The sequence below is a fragment of the Nostoc commune NIES-4072 genome, assembly GCF_003113895.1.
In the GTDB taxonomy this organism is placed as follows: Bacteria; Cyanobacteriota; Cyanobacteriia; order Cyanobacteriales; family Nostocaceae; genus Nostoc; species Nostoc commune.
Genome location: NZ_BDUD01000001.1, coordinates 5,092,944 through 5,112,287, shown reverse-complemented (window position 1 = coordinate 5,112,287; position 19,344 = coordinate 5,092,944). Strand labels below are relative to the sequence as shown.

Annotated in this window: 17 protein-coding genes; 11 read left to right on the top strand and 6 right to left on the bottom strand. The window is 42.1% G+C overall.

Going from position 1 to position 19,344, the window contains the following annotated elements:
• Positions 1 to 70: 70 nt before the first annotated feature.
• Together CDC33_RS22765 and CDC33_RS22760 are read right to left on the bottom strand one after the other, a co-directional pair.
• Positions 71 to 847, bottom strand: coding sequence for an intradiol ring-cleavage dioxygenase (locus CDC33_RS22765; RefSeq protein WP_109010838.1), 777 nt, complete (start codon positions 845 to 847; stop codon positions 71 to 73).
• 188 nt (positions 848 to 1,035) lie between these two features.
• Positions 1,036 to 1,671, bottom strand: coding sequence for a hypothetical protein (locus tag CDC33_RS22760; RefSeq protein WP_109010837.1), 636 nt, complete (start codon positions 1,669 to 1,671; stop codon positions 1,036 to 1,038).
• A 149-nt stretch (positions 1,672 to 1,820) separates the two neighbouring features.
• On the opposite strand from CDC33_RS22760, the gene CDC33_RS42100 reads away from it, so the two are divergent.
• The 5 genes from CDC33_RS42100 (at position 1,821) to CDC33_RS22740 (ending at position 7,780) form a co-directional block, all read left to right on the top strand.
• Positions 1,821 to 2,237, top strand: a complete 417-nt coding sequence (locus CDC33_RS42100) for a response regulator (RefSeq protein WP_501193671.1) — start codon at positions 1,821 to 1,823, stop codon at positions 2,235 to 2,237.
• A 4-nt stretch (positions 2,238 to 2,241) separates the two neighbouring features.
• Complete coding sequence (locus tag CDC33_RS42095) at positions 2,242 to 2,508, top strand: winged helix-turn-helix domain-containing protein (RefSeq protein WP_501193670.1); 267 nt, start codon at positions 2,242 to 2,244, stop codon at positions 2,506 to 2,508.
• Between the two features lie 240 nt (positions 2,509 to 2,748).
• Entirely contained in the window at positions 2,749 to 3,219 is a 471-nt protein-coding gene (locus CDC33_RS22750) for an N-glycosidase (protein WP_109010836.1), read from the top strand.
• 549 nt (positions 3,220 to 3,768) lie between these two features.
• A complete protein-coding gene (locus tag CDC33_RS22745; RefSeq protein WP_109010835.1) occupies positions 3,769 to 6,498 on the top strand; it encodes a GAF domain-containing sensor histidine kinase in 2,730 nt (909 codons plus the stop codon).
• A 511-nt stretch (positions 6,499 to 7,009) separates the two neighbouring features.
• Positions 7,010 to 7,780 (top strand): hypothetical protein, encoded by a 771-nt coding sequence (locus CDC33_RS22740; protein WP_109010834.1) that lies wholly within the window; start codon positions 7,010 to 7,012, stop codon positions 7,778 to 7,780.
• Between the two features lie 51 nt (positions 7,781 to 7,831).
• Here CDC33_RS22740 and CDC33_RS22735 read toward each other — a convergent pair whose 3' ends face one another.
• On the bottom strand, positions 7,832 to 8,686 hold the full coding sequence (locus CDC33_RS22735; protein ID WP_109010833.1) for a phosphate/phosphite/phosphonate ABC transporter substrate-binding protein: 855 nt from the start codon (positions 8,684 to 8,686) through the stop codon (positions 7,832 to 7,834).
• A gap of 184 nt (positions 8,687 to 8,870) precedes the next feature.
• Between CDC33_RS22735 and CDC33_RS22730 the strand changes: the two genes are divergently transcribed.
• Positions 8,871 to 9,785 (top strand): Tll0287-like and HAMP domain-containing protein, encoded by a 915-nt coding sequence (locus CDC33_RS22730; protein ID WP_109010832.1) that lies wholly within the window; start codon positions 8,871 to 8,873, stop codon positions 9,783 to 9,785.
• Positions 9,786 to 9,827: 42 nt separating this feature from the next.
• On the opposite strand, the gene CDC33_RS22725 is transcribed toward CDC33_RS22730, so the two are convergent.
• On the bottom strand, positions 9,828 to 11,207 hold the full coding sequence (locus CDC33_RS22725; protein ID WP_109010831.1) for a serine/threonine-protein kinase: 1,380 nt from the start codon (positions 11,205 to 11,207) through the stop codon (positions 9,828 to 9,830).
• Between the two features lie 398 nt (positions 11,208 to 11,605).
• On the opposite strand from CDC33_RS22725, the gene CDC33_RS22720 reads away from it, so the two are divergent.
• Positions 11,606 to 11,860 carry a hypothetical protein gene (locus CDC33_RS22720; protein WP_109010830.1) on the top strand — a complete coding sequence of 85 codons (255 nt, stop codon included), beginning with the start codon at positions 11,606 to 11,608 and terminating at the stop codon, positions 11,858 to 11,860.
• Between the two features lie 3 nt (positions 11,861 to 11,863).
• A complete protein-coding gene (mltA, locus tag CDC33_RS22715; RefSeq protein WP_109012675.1) occupies positions 11,864 to 13,123 on the top strand; it encodes a murein transglycosylase A in 1,260 nt (419 codons plus the stop codon).
• A gap of 90 nt (positions 13,124 to 13,213) precedes the next feature.
• Here the strand turns inward: mltA and CDC33_RS22710 are convergent, their stop codons facing one another.
• Entirely contained in the window at positions 13,214 to 14,083 is an 870-nt protein-coding gene (locus tag CDC33_RS22710; protein ID WP_109010829.1) for a DUF5895 domain-containing protein, read from the bottom strand.
• Positions 14,084 to 14,330: 247 nt separating this feature from the next.
• Positions 14,331 to 15,029, bottom strand: a complete 699-nt coding sequence (locus tag CDC33_RS22705; RefSeq protein ID WP_109010828.1) for a haloacid dehalogenase type II — start codon at positions 15,027 to 15,029, stop codon at positions 14,331 to 14,333.
• Positions 15,030 to 15,406: 377 nt separating this feature from the next.
• Here CDC33_RS22705 and CDC33_RS22695 point away from each other — a divergent pair, with 377 nt between their 5' ends.
• From CDC33_RS22695 to CDC33_RS22685, 3 genes are read left to right on the top strand one after another with little or no spacing between them, the layout of a single operon-like run.
• A complete protein-coding gene (locus tag CDC33_RS22695) occupies positions 15,407 to 17,236 on the top strand; it encodes a ScyA-related TPP-binding enzyme (protein ID WP_109010826.1) in 1,830 nt (609 codons plus the stop codon).
• Complete coding sequence (locus CDC33_RS22690; protein ID WP_109010825.1) at positions 17,181 to 18,320, top strand: 3-oxoacyl-ACP synthase III family protein; 1,140 nt, start codon at positions 17,181 to 17,183, stop codon at positions 18,318 to 18,320. Before CDC33_RS22695 ends, CDC33_RS22690 begins: the two co-directional genes overlap by 56 nt.
• 41 nt (positions 18,321 to 18,361) lie before the next feature.
• Positions 18,362 to 19,342, top strand: coding sequence for an SGNH/GDSL hydrolase family protein (locus CDC33_RS22685; protein WP_109010824.1), 981 nt, complete (start codon positions 18,362 to 18,364; stop codon positions 19,340 to 19,342).
• Positions 19,343 to 19,344 lie beyond the last annotated feature (2 nt).

Here is a 19,344-nt window from a genome sequence, read left to right as displayed (position 1 = left end):
TCAAAAATGTGTTGTTGACGTTGAATGACTCCTGAATTCTTTTGTAAGTACAGTTTACGGAGAATTCCTATTAACCCATTTGAAGCCCAATATCAAATGTTGCAGCGTAGCCAAGGCTTGTTTTAGTAAGCTTGAGCAACATTTGTTCGCCACCATTTTGAAAAATCCCGTCTCCAGCGTTCTTTAAATTGCGTTGTCCCTTGCTGGCGTATGGTGTCTGGGTGTGTACTTGATCCGTGATCGAGTCATCAAAGTATAGCTGCAACGTAAACTCATAACTCTGTGCTGATGGCGCATCTGTGCGAACCTTAAAGTGGATATGGACGGTTCTGCCTTGATACCAACCAGGATAAATAGTTGTGAACTCAACGGTTCCATTTGCATCCGTGACTTGATAGCCGCGCAGGAACTTTTTACCGACGGTATTAAAACCTGGATCTCTCACGTCTGAATAAACGCCTAGCGCATCACAGTGCCAAATATCCACGATCGCACCTGCGCGTAGCCTACAACCAGTGTTACCAATCTGCGAAACCCGCAGTGTCAGTTGGAGTGGTACGCCGTTTTTCACCGAACCGTCTGCTGGATCGGAACGGATATTGGAGCGGTTAAGCTTTTCGTCTACGAAATAGGGGCCTTCGGTCTGTTCTGGAGTCACAAGACAGGCAGGCAATGTACTAGAGTTAGCTAAAGATGGTGCTGTGAGGGCTACAGTCGATCGCGCCTGTGTGGATCTGGATCTCGGTATGCATCCAACTACAATTATTGCAGTTCCGGCTGCCCTAAATAGAGCAAGTGCTTTTCTTCGACTCAAAATGCGATTTATTTGACAATATTTTTTTTTCATGACGTGTTCACTATGCTTTTATCATTCTCAAAGTCCTCCGATAAATTGGAGGATTTAAGAGGATCTAGGTTTGTAGTAAGGACTTTAGTTCTGGAATTTTAAGTACTGAAGTGCTTACTACGAACTCATCAAGCACCACTACGATTAATGGATAATTTCATTTTTTCCTTAATCTAGATGATGTTTAGCTATTTTGGTGGATTAGGGCGATCGCCTGAATTTGGAGGATTGGCAGGAACTCCTAGTGCATCTTTTAACTGTTGTTCTGTAACTCCTAACTTTGCCGCCGCAGCTTTAAAATCAGGTCGAGGTGGGCGCTGATTGCGATCGCCTAAATTGGGAGGATTTGCAGGAACGCCCAACGCATCTTTTAACTGTTGTTCACTAACTCCTAGCTTTGCCGCCGCCGCTTTAAAATCAGGTCGAGGTGGACGCTGATTATTGCGATCGCCTAAATTGGGAGGATTTGCAGGAACGCCCAACGCATCTTTTAACTGTTGTTCACTAACTCCTAGCTTTGCCGCCGCCGCTTTAAAATCAGGTCGAGGTGGACGCTGATTGCGATCGCCTGGATTGGGAGGATTAGCAGGAACTCCTAGTGCATCTTTTAACTTTTGTTCACTAACTCCTAACTTTGCCGCCGCCGCCTTAAAATCAGGTCGAGGTGGTCGCCCCTGTTCATCCGGTGCTTGGTTGGGCGGCAGTTGCGCTTGTGCAATTTGAGAGAATTTACTAGCGGCATTTGCTTGATTGAGTGAAATAAAACCAAACGTACCAACCAGAACCGGAATCGCTGTTACAACTAGTACTCGACGAATATTCATAAAAATCAACCTTCAAAAGGTAGGTGTTGATATTTCTAATTAAGCCAACTTAAAATTACAGTCCACCTGCTTTCTAAATTACAGTTTTGTAATTTAAGCACAAGGATGAAGAACTTATACTGAAACTGTAAGTAAAGTAGTAAAGGCTTGTGAACGTTCTGTTTGTCGAAGATGAAGCAAAAATTGCTAACTTTGTCCGGGCTGGACTGAAGGAGCAGGGATTTGTTGTAGACTACTGCGACAACGGTGATGAAGGATATCTGCGGGCATTAGAAAATGAATATGATGCGATCGTACTCGACATTATGGTGCCGGGAAAGGATGGACTATCGATTCTGAAACTCTTGCGGCAGAAAGGTCGAAATGCTCCAGTAATTTTGTTGACGGCTCGGAATGAACTAAACGATCGCTTGGAAGGACTAAATTTAGGAGCCGATGATTACATCGCTAAACCGTTTTTTGTGGAAGAGTTAGCGGCTCGAATTCATGCCGTTATTCGCCGGAGTGTGAGCGAGCGCCAAAATCTGCTTTGCGTAGGCCCTATCACCTGGCGATCGCATCACTAGGGAAGTGACTTGCGATCGCCAGGTGATAGAACTCACTAGCCGCGAGTTTAATCTTCTGGAGTATCTCATGCGCTCTCCCGGAAGAGTTTTCACCCGTACCCAAATCTTAGAGCATGTTTGGGGCTACGACTTTAACCCCAACACCAACGTCGTGGATGTTTGTATCCAGCGAATTCGTAAAAAAATTGACCCCATCGATCAAGCAGTCTGGATTGAAAGCATTAGAGGGGTTGGATACAATACAGTTCAGTTAAGGCTTGATCCTCCTTAACACTCCTTAAAAAGAAGGGAACTAAGCCCTTTTTTTAAGGGGAGTTGGGGGAATCTTCCGAGGTCAAACATCACTCACTGAACTGTATTGCGATATAAGTCTGATAATCTTTATAAGTCGTTGGGAAGAATCCCTACTGATATCAACCAAGAGAAAATCTGTTTGATAAGCTCGATTTTGGGTTGCGAGTGCGATCTTTCAGCTACCCTGAAATTGAATATATAAAAGAGCAATTTTCAAATGACCATTTACTTTTATAAGGTTTGGCAGCCTTATGGCTGTTTTTCTAACTTTTCTCCCCACGGAATCCATATCCAGGGTACTTACTGGCCAACGGTTGAGCATTATTATCAAGCGCAAAAGTTTGTTGGCAGCACAGATGCGGCAATTATACCCGTCATCCATGCTGCCGCTACCCCAGAAGAAGCTGCCGCGTTGGGAAGATGTAGCACTCGCCAACTCCGTCGAGACTGGGATTTGGTCAAAACTGAAATTATGCGAGAGGCTGTCCTCAAAAAGTTTATCACTCATATTGATATTAGAGAAGTTCTCCTCAAGACAGGCGATGAGATTTTGGTTGAAAACTCCCCAACCGATTCTTTTTGGGGCTGTGGTGCTAATAGAGCAGGTCTTAACCATCTCGGCAAAATCCTTATGAGTGTGCGTGAAGAAATCCGTAACTTACTATCTTTAACGGTAATTTACGAATAATTTAATCAAGATAGTTACATTCAATATAAAATTAGGAATTCGACGGGGAATAGTAAAATTCCCCAACCAAAAATCTTTGAAACAGTTGCGAATCAATTTAGTTATTTCTTTGAAAAAATTTAAATAGTTAAATGAATGTGCAAAAAAGGTAAAAAATATTTTTAATTTAACGTAGTTTTTAAAACAATAAATTAAGTAATTTTACTGAAATACTTTAGTAATTGAGAATATAAAATTAATAAGTGTTAATGATTAATATTTTCTTAACATTAGACTTAAAAGGATATATTTAGAGTATCTAATGATACAAAAAATTTGATATCTCACTAAATCCACTTAATAAGGGTAGAGAGAACAAGCAAAATATCCTTTTCAAATATCCTCTGATCCATTTTCAAAGATATTGGCAACAGATGTACGCCCAGAGCAAATGCATTTGTCGCAGGAATTTTTGGAAATGGGATGAAAATCAAGGCATTGTTAAGTTTAAAACTTTTATCATTGACAATTATAAAAAAAATTATACTTCAGTCATGGTGTACATAGACAATGACATTTACCCATAAACCAAACGGGTTGCAGCAAAGCTTAGATCAAGAAAGTTTACTGCACCAGATGATAAACCAGATCAGGCGATCGCTCGACCTCCAAGACATATTAACGACTACCGTTAGCCAAGTCCGTTTATTTTTGGGTGCAGATCGGGTAAAAGTGTATCGTTTTGATAGCGATGGTAGCGGTGAAGTTATTGCTGAATCTATCCATGAGCAGCGTCTGCCATCCTTATTGGGGCAGCGCTTCCCAGCTGATGATATTCCACAAGAAGCTAGGGAGATGTTTTTGTTAGTAGGGCAACGTTCGATCGTGGATGTGGCAAACGGGAAGATCGGGCTATCGCCTCTACAGTCAAAAGAAACTGGTAAACTTCTACGAACTAATATCCACTATCGGCAGGTAGACCCGTGCCATATTCAATACTTAAAGGCAATGGGTGTGCAGTCTTCGTTGATAGTACCAATTTTAGATTGCGATCTACAAGAAGAATCGGCAAAGCCTAAATTGTGGGGATTGTTGGTATCTCATCACAGTAAACCGCGAAAAATTTCCAAGCAGGAACTAAAAGTATTGCAGCAAGTAGCTGACCAAGTAGCAATAGCGATCGCTCAAAGTAATCTACTCACCGCAGCTCGCACCAAGCAAGAGCGAGAAGCTACTATTAACCGAGTAACCACACTATTACATAAACTGCCAACAGTCCAATTGCAGGGGGCGCTAGAAGAAGTTATTACCGCCTTCAATGGAACAGGTGGCAGGCTTTACATTGAACAGAGTCAGGAACTATACACCTGGGGCGTTCAACCGACACTCCCCTACGAGTTATATAACAATATTATCGAACAGCATCCTATCTGGCAAAACTGGATGGCTGAGTTTAAACAAGGTAATATTTGGGCAACAACTGATCTGTATAAAGAACCACATTTGCGAGTTTTAGCTTTAGCATTCCGTTCAACTCAAATTCGCGGACTTATGGTGATTCCCATACATGACCGGGAAAAATTTATCGGTGTATTAAGCATTTTTCGTTCTGAATTTGAAACGGAAATCTTGTGGGCAGGACGATGTGAAAAAAATCGGCGGCAATTGTTACCCCAGCTTTCCTTTGAGCTTTGGCGAGAGCAAAAAAAGGGGCAATCAGCCCAGTGGAAACCGGAAGACATCTCATTAGCGCAAGCCTTGTACGATCATTTCTCAATGGCAATTCAGCAGCAACAGATGTTTAGACAGGTACAAACCCTGAATGGCAACTTAGAACTGCGGGTGCAAGAGCAAACTTATGAACTCGAAAAATCATTACTATTTACCAAGGTACTCAAGCAAGTCACAGAGCATATTCGCCGCACATTAGACTTGCAGACAACTCTGCAATCCATCGTTCGGGAAGTCCGTGCCCTGCTAAACTCAGACCGGATGGTAATTTTTGAACTGAAGAGGAAATCGGTAATTGTCGAAGAGATTAATGGTAATTGGCAGTCAGTTTTGGGAATGAATGCACCATCCGATTGCTTTCCTGATGAGTATACCCATCTATATAGTCAGGGCAGAGTCCGGGTAATTAGCAACGTTTCGACAGCTTCTTTAAATGATTGTCATCGAAAGTTTTTACAGAGTCTGCAAGTGCAAGCAACCTTAATAGTTCCGATTAATATAGGTATCGAAGTATGGGGGTTATTAATAGCCCATGAGTGTGAGACTCCTAGAAATTGGGAAGATGCAGAAATTGATTTATTGCAACAGTTAGGAGATCAGGCTGCGATCGCGATTCAACAAGCGCAACTCTATGAACAAACCTGTAATGCCGAAGCTGAAGCCAGAAATCAAGCCGCCCAGTTAGAGCATACCCTACATGAACTCCAAGAAACACAGACAAAATTGATTCACACCGAAAAAATGTCCGGTTTAGGACAGTTGGTGGCGGGTGTCGCCCACGAAATCAACAACCCTGTTAACTTTATTTACGCTAACCTGTGCCACGCCAGTGATTACACTGAAAAAATACTAGAAATTTTACGTCTCTACCAGTTACACTATCCTCAGCCTCATAGTGAAATTAGCGCCGCTATCAAAGCAATGGATTTTGAATTTTTGGTAGAAGACCTCCCAAAAATCATGACTTCAATGCAAGTAGGAAGCGATCGCATCCGCTCAATAGTGCTGTCGTTACGCAGTTTTTCTCGCTTGGATGAGGCTGAAAACAAGCGTGTTGACCTGCATGAAGGCATTGACAACACCTTGTTGATTTTGCAACATCGGCTCAAAGGTAATGGTGAATTTCCAGGCATTGAGGTCATCAAAGACTATGGCAACATACCACGGGTGGAATGCTATGCCGGTCAAATGAATCAGGTATTCATGAATATTATCAGCAATGCCATAGATGCGCTAATGGGGAATGGGAGTAAGAGGGACAAGGAGAATGCTCAATACCAAATGCCCACTATTCACATTTCCACTAGAGTCTCAGCAGACGGCTCTCGTCTATTAATTCGTATTAGCGACAATGGGTCTGGGATGACTGAAGAGGTGAAAAGGCGGATTTTTGACCCATTTTACACTACCAAACCTGTGGGTAAGGGTACAGGACTAGGATTGGCAATCAGCTATCAGATTATTGTTGAAAAACATGGTGGAATAATGGAGTGCATTTCAGAACCTGGCCAAGGTACAGAGTTCTGGATTGAAATTCCCGTCACGCCTCCAGCCAGAATAGATCGCTAAAGCTAGAGGAATCGTTAACAATTCAAAATCCAAAATCAATTAAAGAAATTTCAGACGGAGATTTAAACCCTGACTAAGACAAATGACCAATGACTAAAGTAAAGTTTAGTTGCAAAAAAAATCCTTAGTATCCAGAAGTGATAATTTAATAACAGAAGCTAATAAAGCTTCCCTTGGCAGATAATAACAGCTGCATTTGGAATGTAATTAAGAGGTAAAAGACGCTGTTTAACTTAAATCTGTCTCGTCAAAACACACCAACACCCAACACGAAAACTGCTATTTCCTCAAAGATGGAAGATTCGGGGGCGCTGTAACTGGTCTTTATAACTTGTTTACACAAGCGATGAAAGTTAGTACATCCCTGGTTATGATAAATAATAAAGAGGAAATAGTTCAGCGAGTAGAGGTTCGGGTGTTGTTGTGTGTAAAGAGAAGTCTAAGATAGGGACTCCTCTTAGTGTAAGATTATACGAAGTTAAATAGTGAAAAATAGTTTAAATAGCGCCTTATGTCAATTATTGCGCTTAGAGCGTGGTATCTACAGGATTACGAGCCGATTCCAGAACTGGAAAAACGTCCGCCAGACATTCGCTTAAGTAAAAAAAGCTTGCTGAGATCGGCATTGCGAGCAGACTTTTTAGAAGAAAGCGACGAAGTTAGGAAATCAACTTGGTTTGGACGCTATCTGGAAGGAGAAAATATTGAATTTTATATTGAAGGTAGTGGTGGCTATTGCGTAGCCAACATTGACTTAATTAGTCATGAAATTTATTTTACCAAACAGGCGCTGTTGGCTCAGTTAGAACCAACGATTTTTTTATCGTATCAAACAGAGTATGCCGCAGCCACAAATGTTTTAAGAGAAGAACTGCGAAAAAGTTTGGACAGTTTAAACAAGCGATCGCGCCTTCCCCTAACATTAGTAGAATCCTCTCGTCCCAGTGATGCGACTGTACGGATTAACCGCACGATCATGCGAAAAATCCGTAAGAGTTTGTTATTTATTGCTGACACCACGCCCATTGCTAGTATTGATGGTAAAGAAATTCCCCAAGTAATTCCTAGCCCTAATGTCTGTATTGAAATTGGCTACGCTATCCAAAGTAAGCGTTCTGAACAGATTTTACTAGCGCAGATGCAACGCCCCGATTTTGAAGGCCAATTTCCCTTCGACTTACCCACACAGCAAATTTTGCAATTCCAAGACACCACTGAATTAAATAAAATTCTAACAGGAACGCTTCAAAACCAACTAGCACGATTCAAATTGTTTTATTGAGCAGTTTATAAGTTATCTAACTATTACTCTAAAATCCCCTTGAATTAGTATTTAAAATAAGCGAACAGGTTTATTTTGCAGCTTGGAAGTAATAGAACTGACCCGATCAACCACAGAAATCATGTATTTGTAATCTGGTACTTGTCCATTGGGTACATACCCTACTTCTTGAGCTAAACCTGAAGGCGCATCGCTCATTACTTTACGGATGAACTCTTGACGGTTACGTTCGACATTAGGCCCAATTAAGACTACACCCAAGGGTACATAATGAAGGTCTTTAAATAGGATGCGGAATTGGGTTGACCCCAATTGTGAACCGTAGAGACTCAATTCAGCCTCCGAGACAGCACAGGCGATCGCTTTTCCCTCAGCGACCAATTCCAACGCGGCTTTAGGCGTAGGTGCAAATAGAATCTGTGCTAGTGTTGTACCAAAAAGATTGTAAAGTGGAAAATAATATCCTGTTGCTGAACCTAACTGACCTAAAGCAATTGTTTGACCTTGTAGTTGTTTTAATTCGGATATTGGATTGTCTTTGCGAACAACAAAGATTGAACGCAAATTACTAATACCTATTAAAGGAAACAGAGGAACATATTGGTGACGTGCGATCGCGATCGCAGCTAAACCCGGTGGAGCAAATACCAACGACCAAGCACGAGCCTCAAGTCGCTCAACCGCTTTATTTTCATTAAAAGCAGGCTCTAGCTGAATTAATGCATTTGTCTTCTCGCCCAAGTAATTATTAAATTTAGCATATTGATTAATTATTTGGTCGCCTCCACCATAATTGATAACACCAATAGTTAATGTGCCTTCAAACTCCCGTGGTGATTGACAAGCGGCAAATGTTAAACCTAGCAGATTAAACAGAAAGAAACGACGGGGAAATCGCAAAAACATCATTAATTATTATGCTTAAGAGAATTACTTAGGTTTCAAGACTAATTTAGATAGATTTGATTGCTGTCTAAATAGGTTATATTGCGACAAAAAATTAACATTTATTTAAATATTGTTGAGATAATTTCTAACAGGTATAAATAAATATTAGACAAACTCAGATATCGCCTTAGTTGGTTAGGTTATGTTAAACAACATTACGTTAAAGAACTTAAAAATAGGTGCTAAATTTAACTTACTTTTAATATTGGTTTTCATAGTCAGTATTTTGGGTAGTGGCGTTGCCTTATCCAGTGTACTTCAGAGAAGGGCGCAAAATGAAGTGGTTTCCCAAGCCGAGATTCTCATCCAAATGGTAAACGCAGTTAGAAACTATACACAAAATCGTATAGTTCCCCTATTAGAACCGAGAGTAGAATTAAACTCAACGTTCACCCCTGAAGTAATACCGACTTTTTCCGCTAAAGAGGTTTTTGAAAATTTTCGTAAAAACCCGCAATATAGCAACTTTTTTCATAAAGATGCAACACTCAATCCAACTAATTTAGCAGATAAAGCCGATAATTTTGAAACTCAACTTGTAGAGCGTTTTCGTAACGAACCTAATACTCTAGAAATTACAGGCTTTCGCACCTTGTCAGAAAGTGAAGTATTTTATATTGCACAACCACTTAAGATTACACAACAGCAATGTCTGCGGTGTCATTCTACACCAGATCAAGCTCCTAAAAGTCAGTTGATAACTTATGGCTTGGAAAATGGTTTTGGCTGGCAGCTAAATGATATTGTTTCTGCCCAAATAGTCTCTGTTCCTTCCGAAGAGATTTTTGCCAATGCCAAACGAACTTGGATGTTGATAATGGGACTTTTAATTGCGATTTTTGCGATCGTAGTTTTCGTAATTAACTTTTTAATCAAAAAATATGTGATTCAGCGCATCAGAAGAATAGAGAAAATAGCTCAAAAAGTTAGTATTGGTGATATGGATGCTGATTTTGAAGAAAGCTCCAAAGATGAAATTGGTGGTTTAGCAGAAGCATTTAATCGGATGAAAGCTAGCTTAAAAATAGCTATGGAAATGCTGAATAACCAGAGCTAATAATTCGTAATTTACGGATAGAAAAACGCAGTGGTTAAAAAATTAAGAAAGTAGGCGTTCCTGAAATTGCAAAGCTTTTTGAGGTTCAGTAATTTGTGATGCTAAAACATTTACAAATTCTGCACGAGAACTTTGCCCAGAAGACCTAACAGCTTTTTGGACTAAGAACCTAGCTATTGGCCCAATTAAATCAGCCAATTCTCGTTCGCACTGATGCACAAAGCTATCGTTGATTATTTGAGGTTCTTGGTTTGGTAAATTATTTTGCTTCAATTCAGATTGAACAGTAAGTTTTTGTAGTGAAGTACGTTTATCTAGTAAAAACCTTGTTTTATTCTTAAAATCAATTTGTTGATTTCCTTGAAGATGAACGCCCAATTGACTAATTAATTCTTCACAGTTGGGCGCTGATGCTGCAACTTGTCGTAGTAATCTTGAGGCAACGGGGCCGACAAATTCCAAAAGAATTGTTTCCAAGCGACTGTAATTTTCCGGTGACAGGATAGAAGTATGCGGATACCTAATTGAGTTTTGTTGAGAAAGTGAAGCTTCAGGCGGTTGCGTAAAAAATGATTGTTGAAGTGATTGCGCTTCTATTTTAGTATCGAGATGCTTAAGCACTTGTAGAACTTCAGCCGCAGACTGATAGCGTTGTTTGAAGTGGTGTAGCACCATCTTAGATAGCACAGATGCCAACTCAGAACTAACGTTAGCTTGATGCTGCCAATAAATTTCTCCAGTATCTACGTCTTCCTCAAAGTTTATAGGATTTAACCCCGTCAGCGATTGAATAGCAATAATGCCCAAGGAATAAATATCGCTGTTTGGGCGCGGCTTACCTTGACCCTGTTCTGTAGACATATATCCTGGAGTGCCAATGGCAATAGTAGCCTCTGTGCCCCCTGGAAGTGTAAGCAGTTGAGTTTGGACTTGTTTGACTGCACCAAAGTCAATCAGTACTAGCTTGCCGTCTTGTTGCCGCCTAATTATATTGTCCGGCTTAATATCTCGATGGATAACGTTGCGGCTGTGAAGAAATTCCAGAATAGCCAACATCTGTTGGAGAAGTTGAATTACTTTCTCTTCTGTCCAAGCTTGATTGGGAAACAGTTCTGCTTTTAGAGTATGCCCTTCAATGAACTCTTGCACCAAGAAGAACTCTTGGTTGTGTTCAAAATAAGCTAAAAGTCGAGGAATCTGGTCATGGTAACCCAATTCTTCTAGTGTTTCTGCCTCACTGGTAAATAGCCGTCTGGCAGTTTCGAGAAATTCAGAGTTACGAGTGACGGGCTTAAGGTGTTTGACAACGCATTTCGGGAATCCTGGTCGGTGGGTGTCTTGTGCTATGTAGGTTTGACCGAATCCACCTTTACCTAAGACCTGGAGAACTTGGTAACGTCCGTCTAATAATTGTCCTAACATTGTGTCACAAGCCTTAAGTCCTCAAATTAATCTTGGCACAACTACCAGCTTTAGGAAGGTTTCTTGAGATAGAAAGTAGGTAGGTAGTGCTGAGATTTGAAGATTTTTTGAGGATTAGACTTTTCAGGAACTGGTTAAAGGATTAGGCGTCTACAGTGAAGAGTCATTGGGGATTGGGGATTGGGCATGGGTAAGAGGACTTGGGGACAAGGAGAATTGGGGACAAGGGGAAAGACTTGTTTCAAGTTCTCACCTCTTGTCCCCTTGTCTCCTGTGCCTCCCCTGCTCCCCCTGCCTCCCCTGCCCCCTTACTTCCAACCTCCCGTATGCTTACCCTTTTCATTCGGGGGTTACGTGGTTAACAATGGGTTGAATGTTTTTTAAATAATTCAACTCTTATGGCTAGAACTCCAAATGAATATGCCGTATACCTCCTATTGGAAAGCGGCCACCGAGAAGAAGTACGTTTTCCTACTATTCAAGAGTTTCAGAAGTGGTATAGCGGCGAACTTGTGCCAAAATCTGCTTCAAATGACTTTATTAGCGTGCCGATCAAAAATATTCAAGGGGAATATATGGTAGTAAGACCTTCCCGAGTTGTGGCAATCCGGGTAGAACCCGTTTTTAGTTCTAGTGTTGAAAGATTCAACTAAATGATGAGAAAAACCTTTGCTTTGCTTTCCTTAAGTCTGGGAATTGCCCTTGTAAACCCTCTCTGGTCGGCTGTTGCTCAGGTTCCTAACTTCCTGCCGTTGCCAGTACCCATAACTCCTGATCTTCCACCTCAGCCAGTACCAATTACTCCTGAGATAACGCCACCCCTAAAACCAATCGCTATCGGAAGCGATTGTAGGTTCCAGCAGACTTGCTTGGGTTGGGATGAGCAAATTTGGGGTCAAAGGGGTAAAATAGGCGATCGCAACGCGCTGTTGGCTTCCATTGATAACAGTCTTCTTTACCTAACAAAGAATGAGGCGATCGCAGCATATCAAAATTATCCGATGAGGGAAATTACCCTTGATCGCGTCCGCCGAAGTTTGTTACGCTTCCGCCAACTAGTTATCAGTTCTAAGTCAGCAGCGCAATTACAAGCTGCTGTCAGCCGAGAGTTTGTTTTTTACCAGTCTGTGGGTAACGATGGCAAAGGTACTGTTAAGTTCACTGCTTACTACGAACCTGTTTACACCGCCAGCCGTGTCAGGACTGCAATATATAAGTATCCTCTTTATCGGCTACCACCTGATTTTAGCCAATGGCGAAAACCCCACCCAAAACGAATTGATTTGGAAGGGAAGGATGGTTTAAAAGGGAATAAGAGTAAATTGCACGGTTTAGAACTGCTTTGGTTCCGCGATCGTTTAGACGCATACATGGTACATATCCAAGGTTCTGCCCAAATTAAGTTAACTAATGGCAAAACAACGTCAGTTGGCTATGCAGGTGGAACTGATTACCCTTGGACTAGCATCGGCAAAGAACTAGCCAAAGATGGCAAACTTCCATTGGCAGGATTGACAATGCCACGGATGACTGCTTTCTTCCGACAAAAGCCTCAGGAGTTGAGTAATTATCTGCCACGCTGGGAACGATTTATTTTCTTCCAAGAAACAGGCGGTAGACCCGCTACTGGTAGTATTCATGTGCCAGTAACAGCAGAACGTTCCATTGCTACAGATAAGTCTCTCATGCCACCGGGAGCGCTAGCGCTGATTTACAACTCATTTCCCTATCCTGCTGGTGGTGGCAAACTAGAAAGGCGTACTGTCAGCCGCTTTGTACTTGACCAAGATACAGGAAGCGCCATCAAAGGCCCAGGCCGGGTAGATTATTTCATGGGGTCTGGTAAACTAGCAGGCGATCGCGCTGGCATCACAGGCGGTAATGGTTCACTATATTATTTGCTGCTCAAGGAATAAAGTTAGGAGTAGAGACGCGATTAATCGCGTCTGTACAGGAGTTAGGAGTTATTAATTCAAAACTCATCACTCCTCACTCCTCACTTTTTTTTAGTAAGGTGGATAAGCAAAATCATCTTCATCAGCATAAACATAAGAGTTAGAAACTCCTGCCATTGCCAATTTAGGCGTTTCTGATTTTACAGGTTCCTTCCCAAAATCTTTGTATTCTTCAAAAGTCTTGCAAATCATTCTAGACTCAAGAGAATCGGAAGCAATTAAGTATTCTGTTAAAGTCCCTACCGTGGGATGTTTGTAGTCTACAGTTGAAGCTACCAAAACTGTATTTGGTTCAATACCTCTTTCTTCACACTCAATTATTGGACAAAAAATGCCGTGAGCGTGGAACAATGGGCCTTTTGGTGTCAAGGGTTGCTTGCGATAAACAGCATAAGCCTTTTCTAGTTCAGCGACAAATCCACTAACTACTTTGCCTTGTTGATATTCGCAGTAGGTTTTGCTAAAACTTGCTCCGGCGGCACCATTAAGAGTTAGTTGTAGTGGTAATTCATGTAAAAACTTTTTATTCTCTCCCACTAGAAAAATTAGATAGCGAGTAAAGGTTTTAAATTTAAGTTTGTCGGCTAAAAAAGCATCATAATTCTCTTTGAGCGTACCCAGTTTTAAACCACTTTCCCGGTCTTTAACAGATAATGGCCCCCGACGCACTATAACTACGCGTGGAGTAGTGGAAATAAAGACCGTTTCAACTCCAGAGGTAAATTCATGCTCCACTTGCTGCCAATTATCATCTGGCACAAAGCCGACAGCATTAGCATTATCCAGCTTAATTGCCAAACCGTGGGATTGCATACCATCTGTGCCATATCGAGGATTAATCATCTGACACCAGGGAAGGACTTGAGAAGGCGGTGCATTAAATTTCTCGTCTTCAAAGTCGAAATTAGCAGATGCTTTCATCGTTTTAGGCATATCAAAGTGTTTTCTTGAACAAGCTGATCCTGAAGAGCCAGAATCAGAGGGTTGTTACGAGCTTTACTCGTCCCTTGCGCGTCGCCCTAAAAAGAAGGGTGAACGTTGCGTCAAACTGGAGTAGTAGTTTTTCCAGATTAAGACAGAATCAATCTATGTTGCAATCCCTGTTTCGTTTTGTAACAACAGATTCTCGTCGAAACAGTTCTAGGCACTGAGTAGCTATTCCTCGATATTATTTCGCTAAACTTAAAGCAGCAAGACTCTTTAAATCGGGCACTTCTAAATCAGCTTGACTTATTGCTGAACCTGTGGCTATAAGTCCTTTTTGGTCTGCTCGACGGTTTACCCAGACTGTTGAAAGTCCCAGAGATTTGGCTGTAACGATATCATGATATACACTAGCAGCAACATGTAATATCTGCTCTAACGGCAAATCAATTCTTTCAATAGCCAGTCTGAAGTTGTTGAAGGAGGGTTTGTAGCTTTTTGCCTGTTCTGCTGTGATTATCTGGTCAAATTCCACCTGCAAGTGCTTTGCCGAGAAAGCAAAGAGATCGTCATCTACATTTGAGATAATTACCAGCTTAAACTTTTGCTTGAGGGTTTTAAGTGCCTCAATTGTATCAGCGAAAGGCAGCCAATGCTGAATCGAATCAGCAAGTGAATTTAGTTCCTCAGCAGTTGGCCCAAAACCAAATCGTTCACCAAATTTCTGGACTACTCTCTTCAAAACTTCCCGATATTTGATATAATCGCCCTTTTCCAGTTCTGCTTCAAATTCAGCAAACAGTTCTAGAATTTCCTCATCATCCAAATTAGTGTTATGTGCCAGCAGAAGTGGCTTTAGCACCCGTAAGATACCGTTCTCCCAATCGATTAAGGTTCCGTAACAATCGAAAGTTAAAGCTTTATACTGATTGAAGTCAATCATTTTTTATACTCCAGAGCTTGATTAATAGTGTTCAGTTCTCACAAACGAAAAGATGGGTTCACCCATCTGCATTGGTGCAGCCCGCCGCAGGCATCGCCACATTTGCAACTCTTAAACTTTCTAAACATTTATTGATCAAAGCAGAGTTCAAGTAAGTAGACAACAAAAGACTAAACTGTGTAAAGATAAGCAAGTCGATTGGCACAACCAAACTAAACTCTATTATGAAGTAGGCTAAAATCCTCTTGCCTCTTACCTTCAGCATAGCTGCTTGCTGCCTGATTTAAACGACAAATATTCACGCTGATTACTTTGGGTGTGGGATAATATTATCTCACAAAGGAAATTATTCCTAAGTATATTTTCTTGTATTTTCTATGGATGTCAGATTTCAAGATACAAAAGCAAATAACAGTAAAGAATCAAACTCAACCGAACAGCAATCTCATAGCAAGCCATCCAGGCCTTTTTCAGTAGCAGAGGCAGTGGTAAAAATACTGCAAGATATGGGAGTGCAGTATGCCTTTGGTGTTTCGGGAGGCGCGATCGGTCCAATGTGGGCTGCGTTACATCAAAGTCCCATCGAGGTGTTACACTTTCGCCACGAAGCCGGAGCAGCTTTTGCAGCCATTGAGGCGCATTTTGCTAGCGATCGCCCGGTTGTGGTATTCACTACCACAGGGCCGGGGATCACCAACGCTTTAACAGGGCTGTTAGCTGCCCGTTGGGAGGGCGCTAAGGTCATTTTCGTGTCAGCTTCGACCTCAGCACCACAGCGTGGCCGGTGGGCTTGCCAAGAAACTAGCACCTACACAATGCCTAGCGCCGGGATTTTTACTTCTGGGCAAATATTCCATTATGCAACCACTCTTGAATCCAGCGATGAACTCCCAGAGGTTTCTCGAAGGCTTGCTCTTGGACTAGGACAACCAGAGGGATTCGTAGCTCATATAAGTATTCCTACAAATATCCAGACAAGTTCATTAAAGACATCATTGCCACGCGTAACTCTGTCTCACGGTATAGTAACAGCAACTGAGGAAACAATCGCAAAAAGTGTTCAGTTACTGTGTGAGGGGCCGTTTGCAATCTGGGTCGGTTTCGGGGCACGAGGTGCTGCAAAAGAGATTCGCCAGCTTGCTGAGAGAACTGGTGCTGCTGTAATGTGTTCACCACGGGGTAAGGGCATCTTTCCAGAAAACCATCCTCAGTTCGTAGGTGTCACCGGCTTTGGCGGACATGAGTCAGTTTTGACGTATATGCAGGAGCAGCGTCCTTGGCACATACTCGTACTAGGAACACGGCTTGGTGAACTGACATCGTTTTGGAACCCTGAGATGATTTCCAGGCGCGGCTTTTTGCATGTTGACATAGACCCAAAAGTACCAGGAACCGCATATCCATTTGTCAAAACATTCGCCATCCAGTCCGATGTGGGAGTGTTTGTCAAGGCATTACTGAAGTACTTTCCTGAGCGCTCTAGTACTTCTACATTTACCTCACTGCTGAGGTATAAGCGCGATATAATCCATCCGCGTGCTGAGGGTAAAGTGCGGCCAGATGTGCTTATGAATATGATTCAACAGGTGATTGTTGAACAGAGCAATGCAGTTATCATGACCGAAGTGGGTAACTCGTTGGTTTGGGCAATTCACCTGCTGCAATTTACCAAACCGTATCGTTTCCGAATCAGCACTGGCTTTGGGTCTATGGGACACTTTGTGACTGGTGTCGTGGGTGCTGCCTTAGCACGGAATAGCAAGGCAGTTGCTATTGTCGGGGATGGTGCTATGCTCATGAACAGCGAGGTAAACACTGCGGTAGGATTCCAAATTCCCGCCGTCTGGATTGTACTCAACGACGGTCGCTACAATATGTGCGAACAGGGAATGACGTATCAGGGCTTCAACAGCGTGGATGCAACTATTCCCCAAGTGGATTTCGTCAAGATTGCTCAGGGGATGGGAGCTGATGGTATCCGTGTTCAAAGCGAGTACGACATTCAAGGGGCGCTAGAAAAAGCTATGGCATCGCCCGATCCGTTTGTTGTTGATGTAATCATCGAACCTGCCTGCCCTGCACCAATAAGAAGCCGTCTCGACAGTCTAATTTCACAAGGCGCTACGAATAATTACTCAGAGGAGATTAGTTATGGTGGATTACCCAGTAGGTATTCGGGCGATCGCAGTCAGCTTTCCCAGCATTAGACGTACTAATGATTACTACAGACAAAAATACCCTGAGTTAATTGCTCAGGCAGAGCAGAAAAGTTTGGCGAGGATGTTTTCGCTCGCAGGCTCCACCCCTAGCAACGAGTTTGACCTAGAAATGATGCCATATCTGTCAGATCCATTTCGTGGTACTGTTGAGCGATGGGTACTTGGTACTGGCGAATCATCACTGACGTTAGAGGAGCGTGCTGCAAGAGATGCCCTCGAAGCGGCTAAACTTTCTGTTAAAGACGTTGATCTGATGATTGTCGCTTCTGTATGGCCCGAAAAAATCGGGCTAGGCAATGCAGCTTTCCTTGCCCATAAACTTAGTCTGGAGGGTGCTGCATGGAATCTTGATGCAACATGTGGCAGCACACCAATTGCGCTTCAAACCGCCTGTGCCTTGGTACGAGCAGGAGAGTACCGCAACGTCTTGGTAGTTATCTCATGCACATACTCTCGCTTTTTTGACGAAGATGATACCATGTCATGGTTTCTTAGTGATGGTGCCGGAGCTTTCGTGGTTGGTTCATTAGAATCGAATCAGGGAATTCTTGGCACAAAGACCATTCATGCTGGTGAGTTGTGTAATGTAGTTTTTCCTCAACTTACGACGGACGCGCAAGGCAATCCACGGCTTCGCATGAAGCTATGCAAGGAAGCCAACAAGGTAACTCGCTCAACAGCCGTGGGGTTTCTCCGTACATGCTGTGAGGGTGCGATCGCCGCAGCCGGTGTAACACTCGAGCAAATTGACTTTTTTATTTTCAATACATCTACAGCTTGGTTTGCTAGCTTCTGCATACGCGTACTGGGCATTGATCCAGAACGGACGATTGATCTCTATTCTCAATATGCAAACATTGGGCCAGTGCTTACTGTCGCCAATATGTACTATGCTGCAAAATTGGGCAAGATTCGCGAAAATGACCTAGTTCTCGTCTATGGCTTCGGAGCAGCCGGTGCTATTTCTGCGAACGTTATGCGCTGGGGTAATGTAGCGCTAAGTCCTGACCCTCTTGAAAGCTCTAAATCAGCAAAAGAAAGCTCTAAACATTCGAGCGAAGTTCCTCTTTAAGGACTTCTTTACAAAGTTGAAACCAGATTAAGGAATTAACTGTGCAAAGACAAATTATAACAACAGGATTTTTGCTATTATCTTTGATATTTCCACTGAAAGTATTAGCAAAGGATTATGACAATATTTACGTCTTTGGAGACAGTTTTTCTGATAGTGGTAATGTATTGAATGCCACTAACGGAGTTATTCCTCCAAGTCCAACCTACTATAATGGACGTTTTTCTAATGGCCCAATTTGGGTTGATTATCTTGCCTCTGATTTAGGATTAACATTAAATCTGAAAAATAACTTTGCTTTTGGTGGTGCGACGACAGGAACTGAGAATATTGGTTTACCTAGCTTACCAGGATTACAGCAAGAAATAAATAGTTTTGTATCAGCACAAACAGCCGATCCTAATGCTCTATATATTATTTGGGCTGGTACTAATGACTACTTAAGTTACTTTTTCGGTGGTGTTCCCAACCCTACCAATACAGTGGGAAATTTATCAGCAGCATTGACATCGCTTGTTGCTGATGGCGCTAGAGATATCATGGTGGTCAACTTGCCAGATTTGGGAAAATTGCCTTTTGCAAATTTCGATAGTCAACGTTCCAACTTATTCAACACATTCAGCAGCACACATAACTCTAGCTTAAACACGACACTCAAATCTTTGAGGCAACAATTAGATCCCGATATCAACATTATAGAACTGAATGTTAATTCCCTATTTGATAGGATTATTGCTGCTCCAGATGAATTCGGTTTTACAAACGTGACCAACTCTTGTATCAGTAAAGACTTATCAGTAGTCCCCATAGATGTTCCTACACAACAAGTTTTATGTAATCCTGAAAAATTTGTGTTTTGGGACGAAGTTCATCCTACAACTAAAACTCATAAACTAATTGGAGAATTAGCTTTCTCAGCACTTAACCTAGCATCAGTACCTGAACCATCTGCTGCATTAGGGATATTAGCATACAGCGTTTTAGGTGCAGTTTCGCTACTGAAACGCAAAATTCCCAACTGATA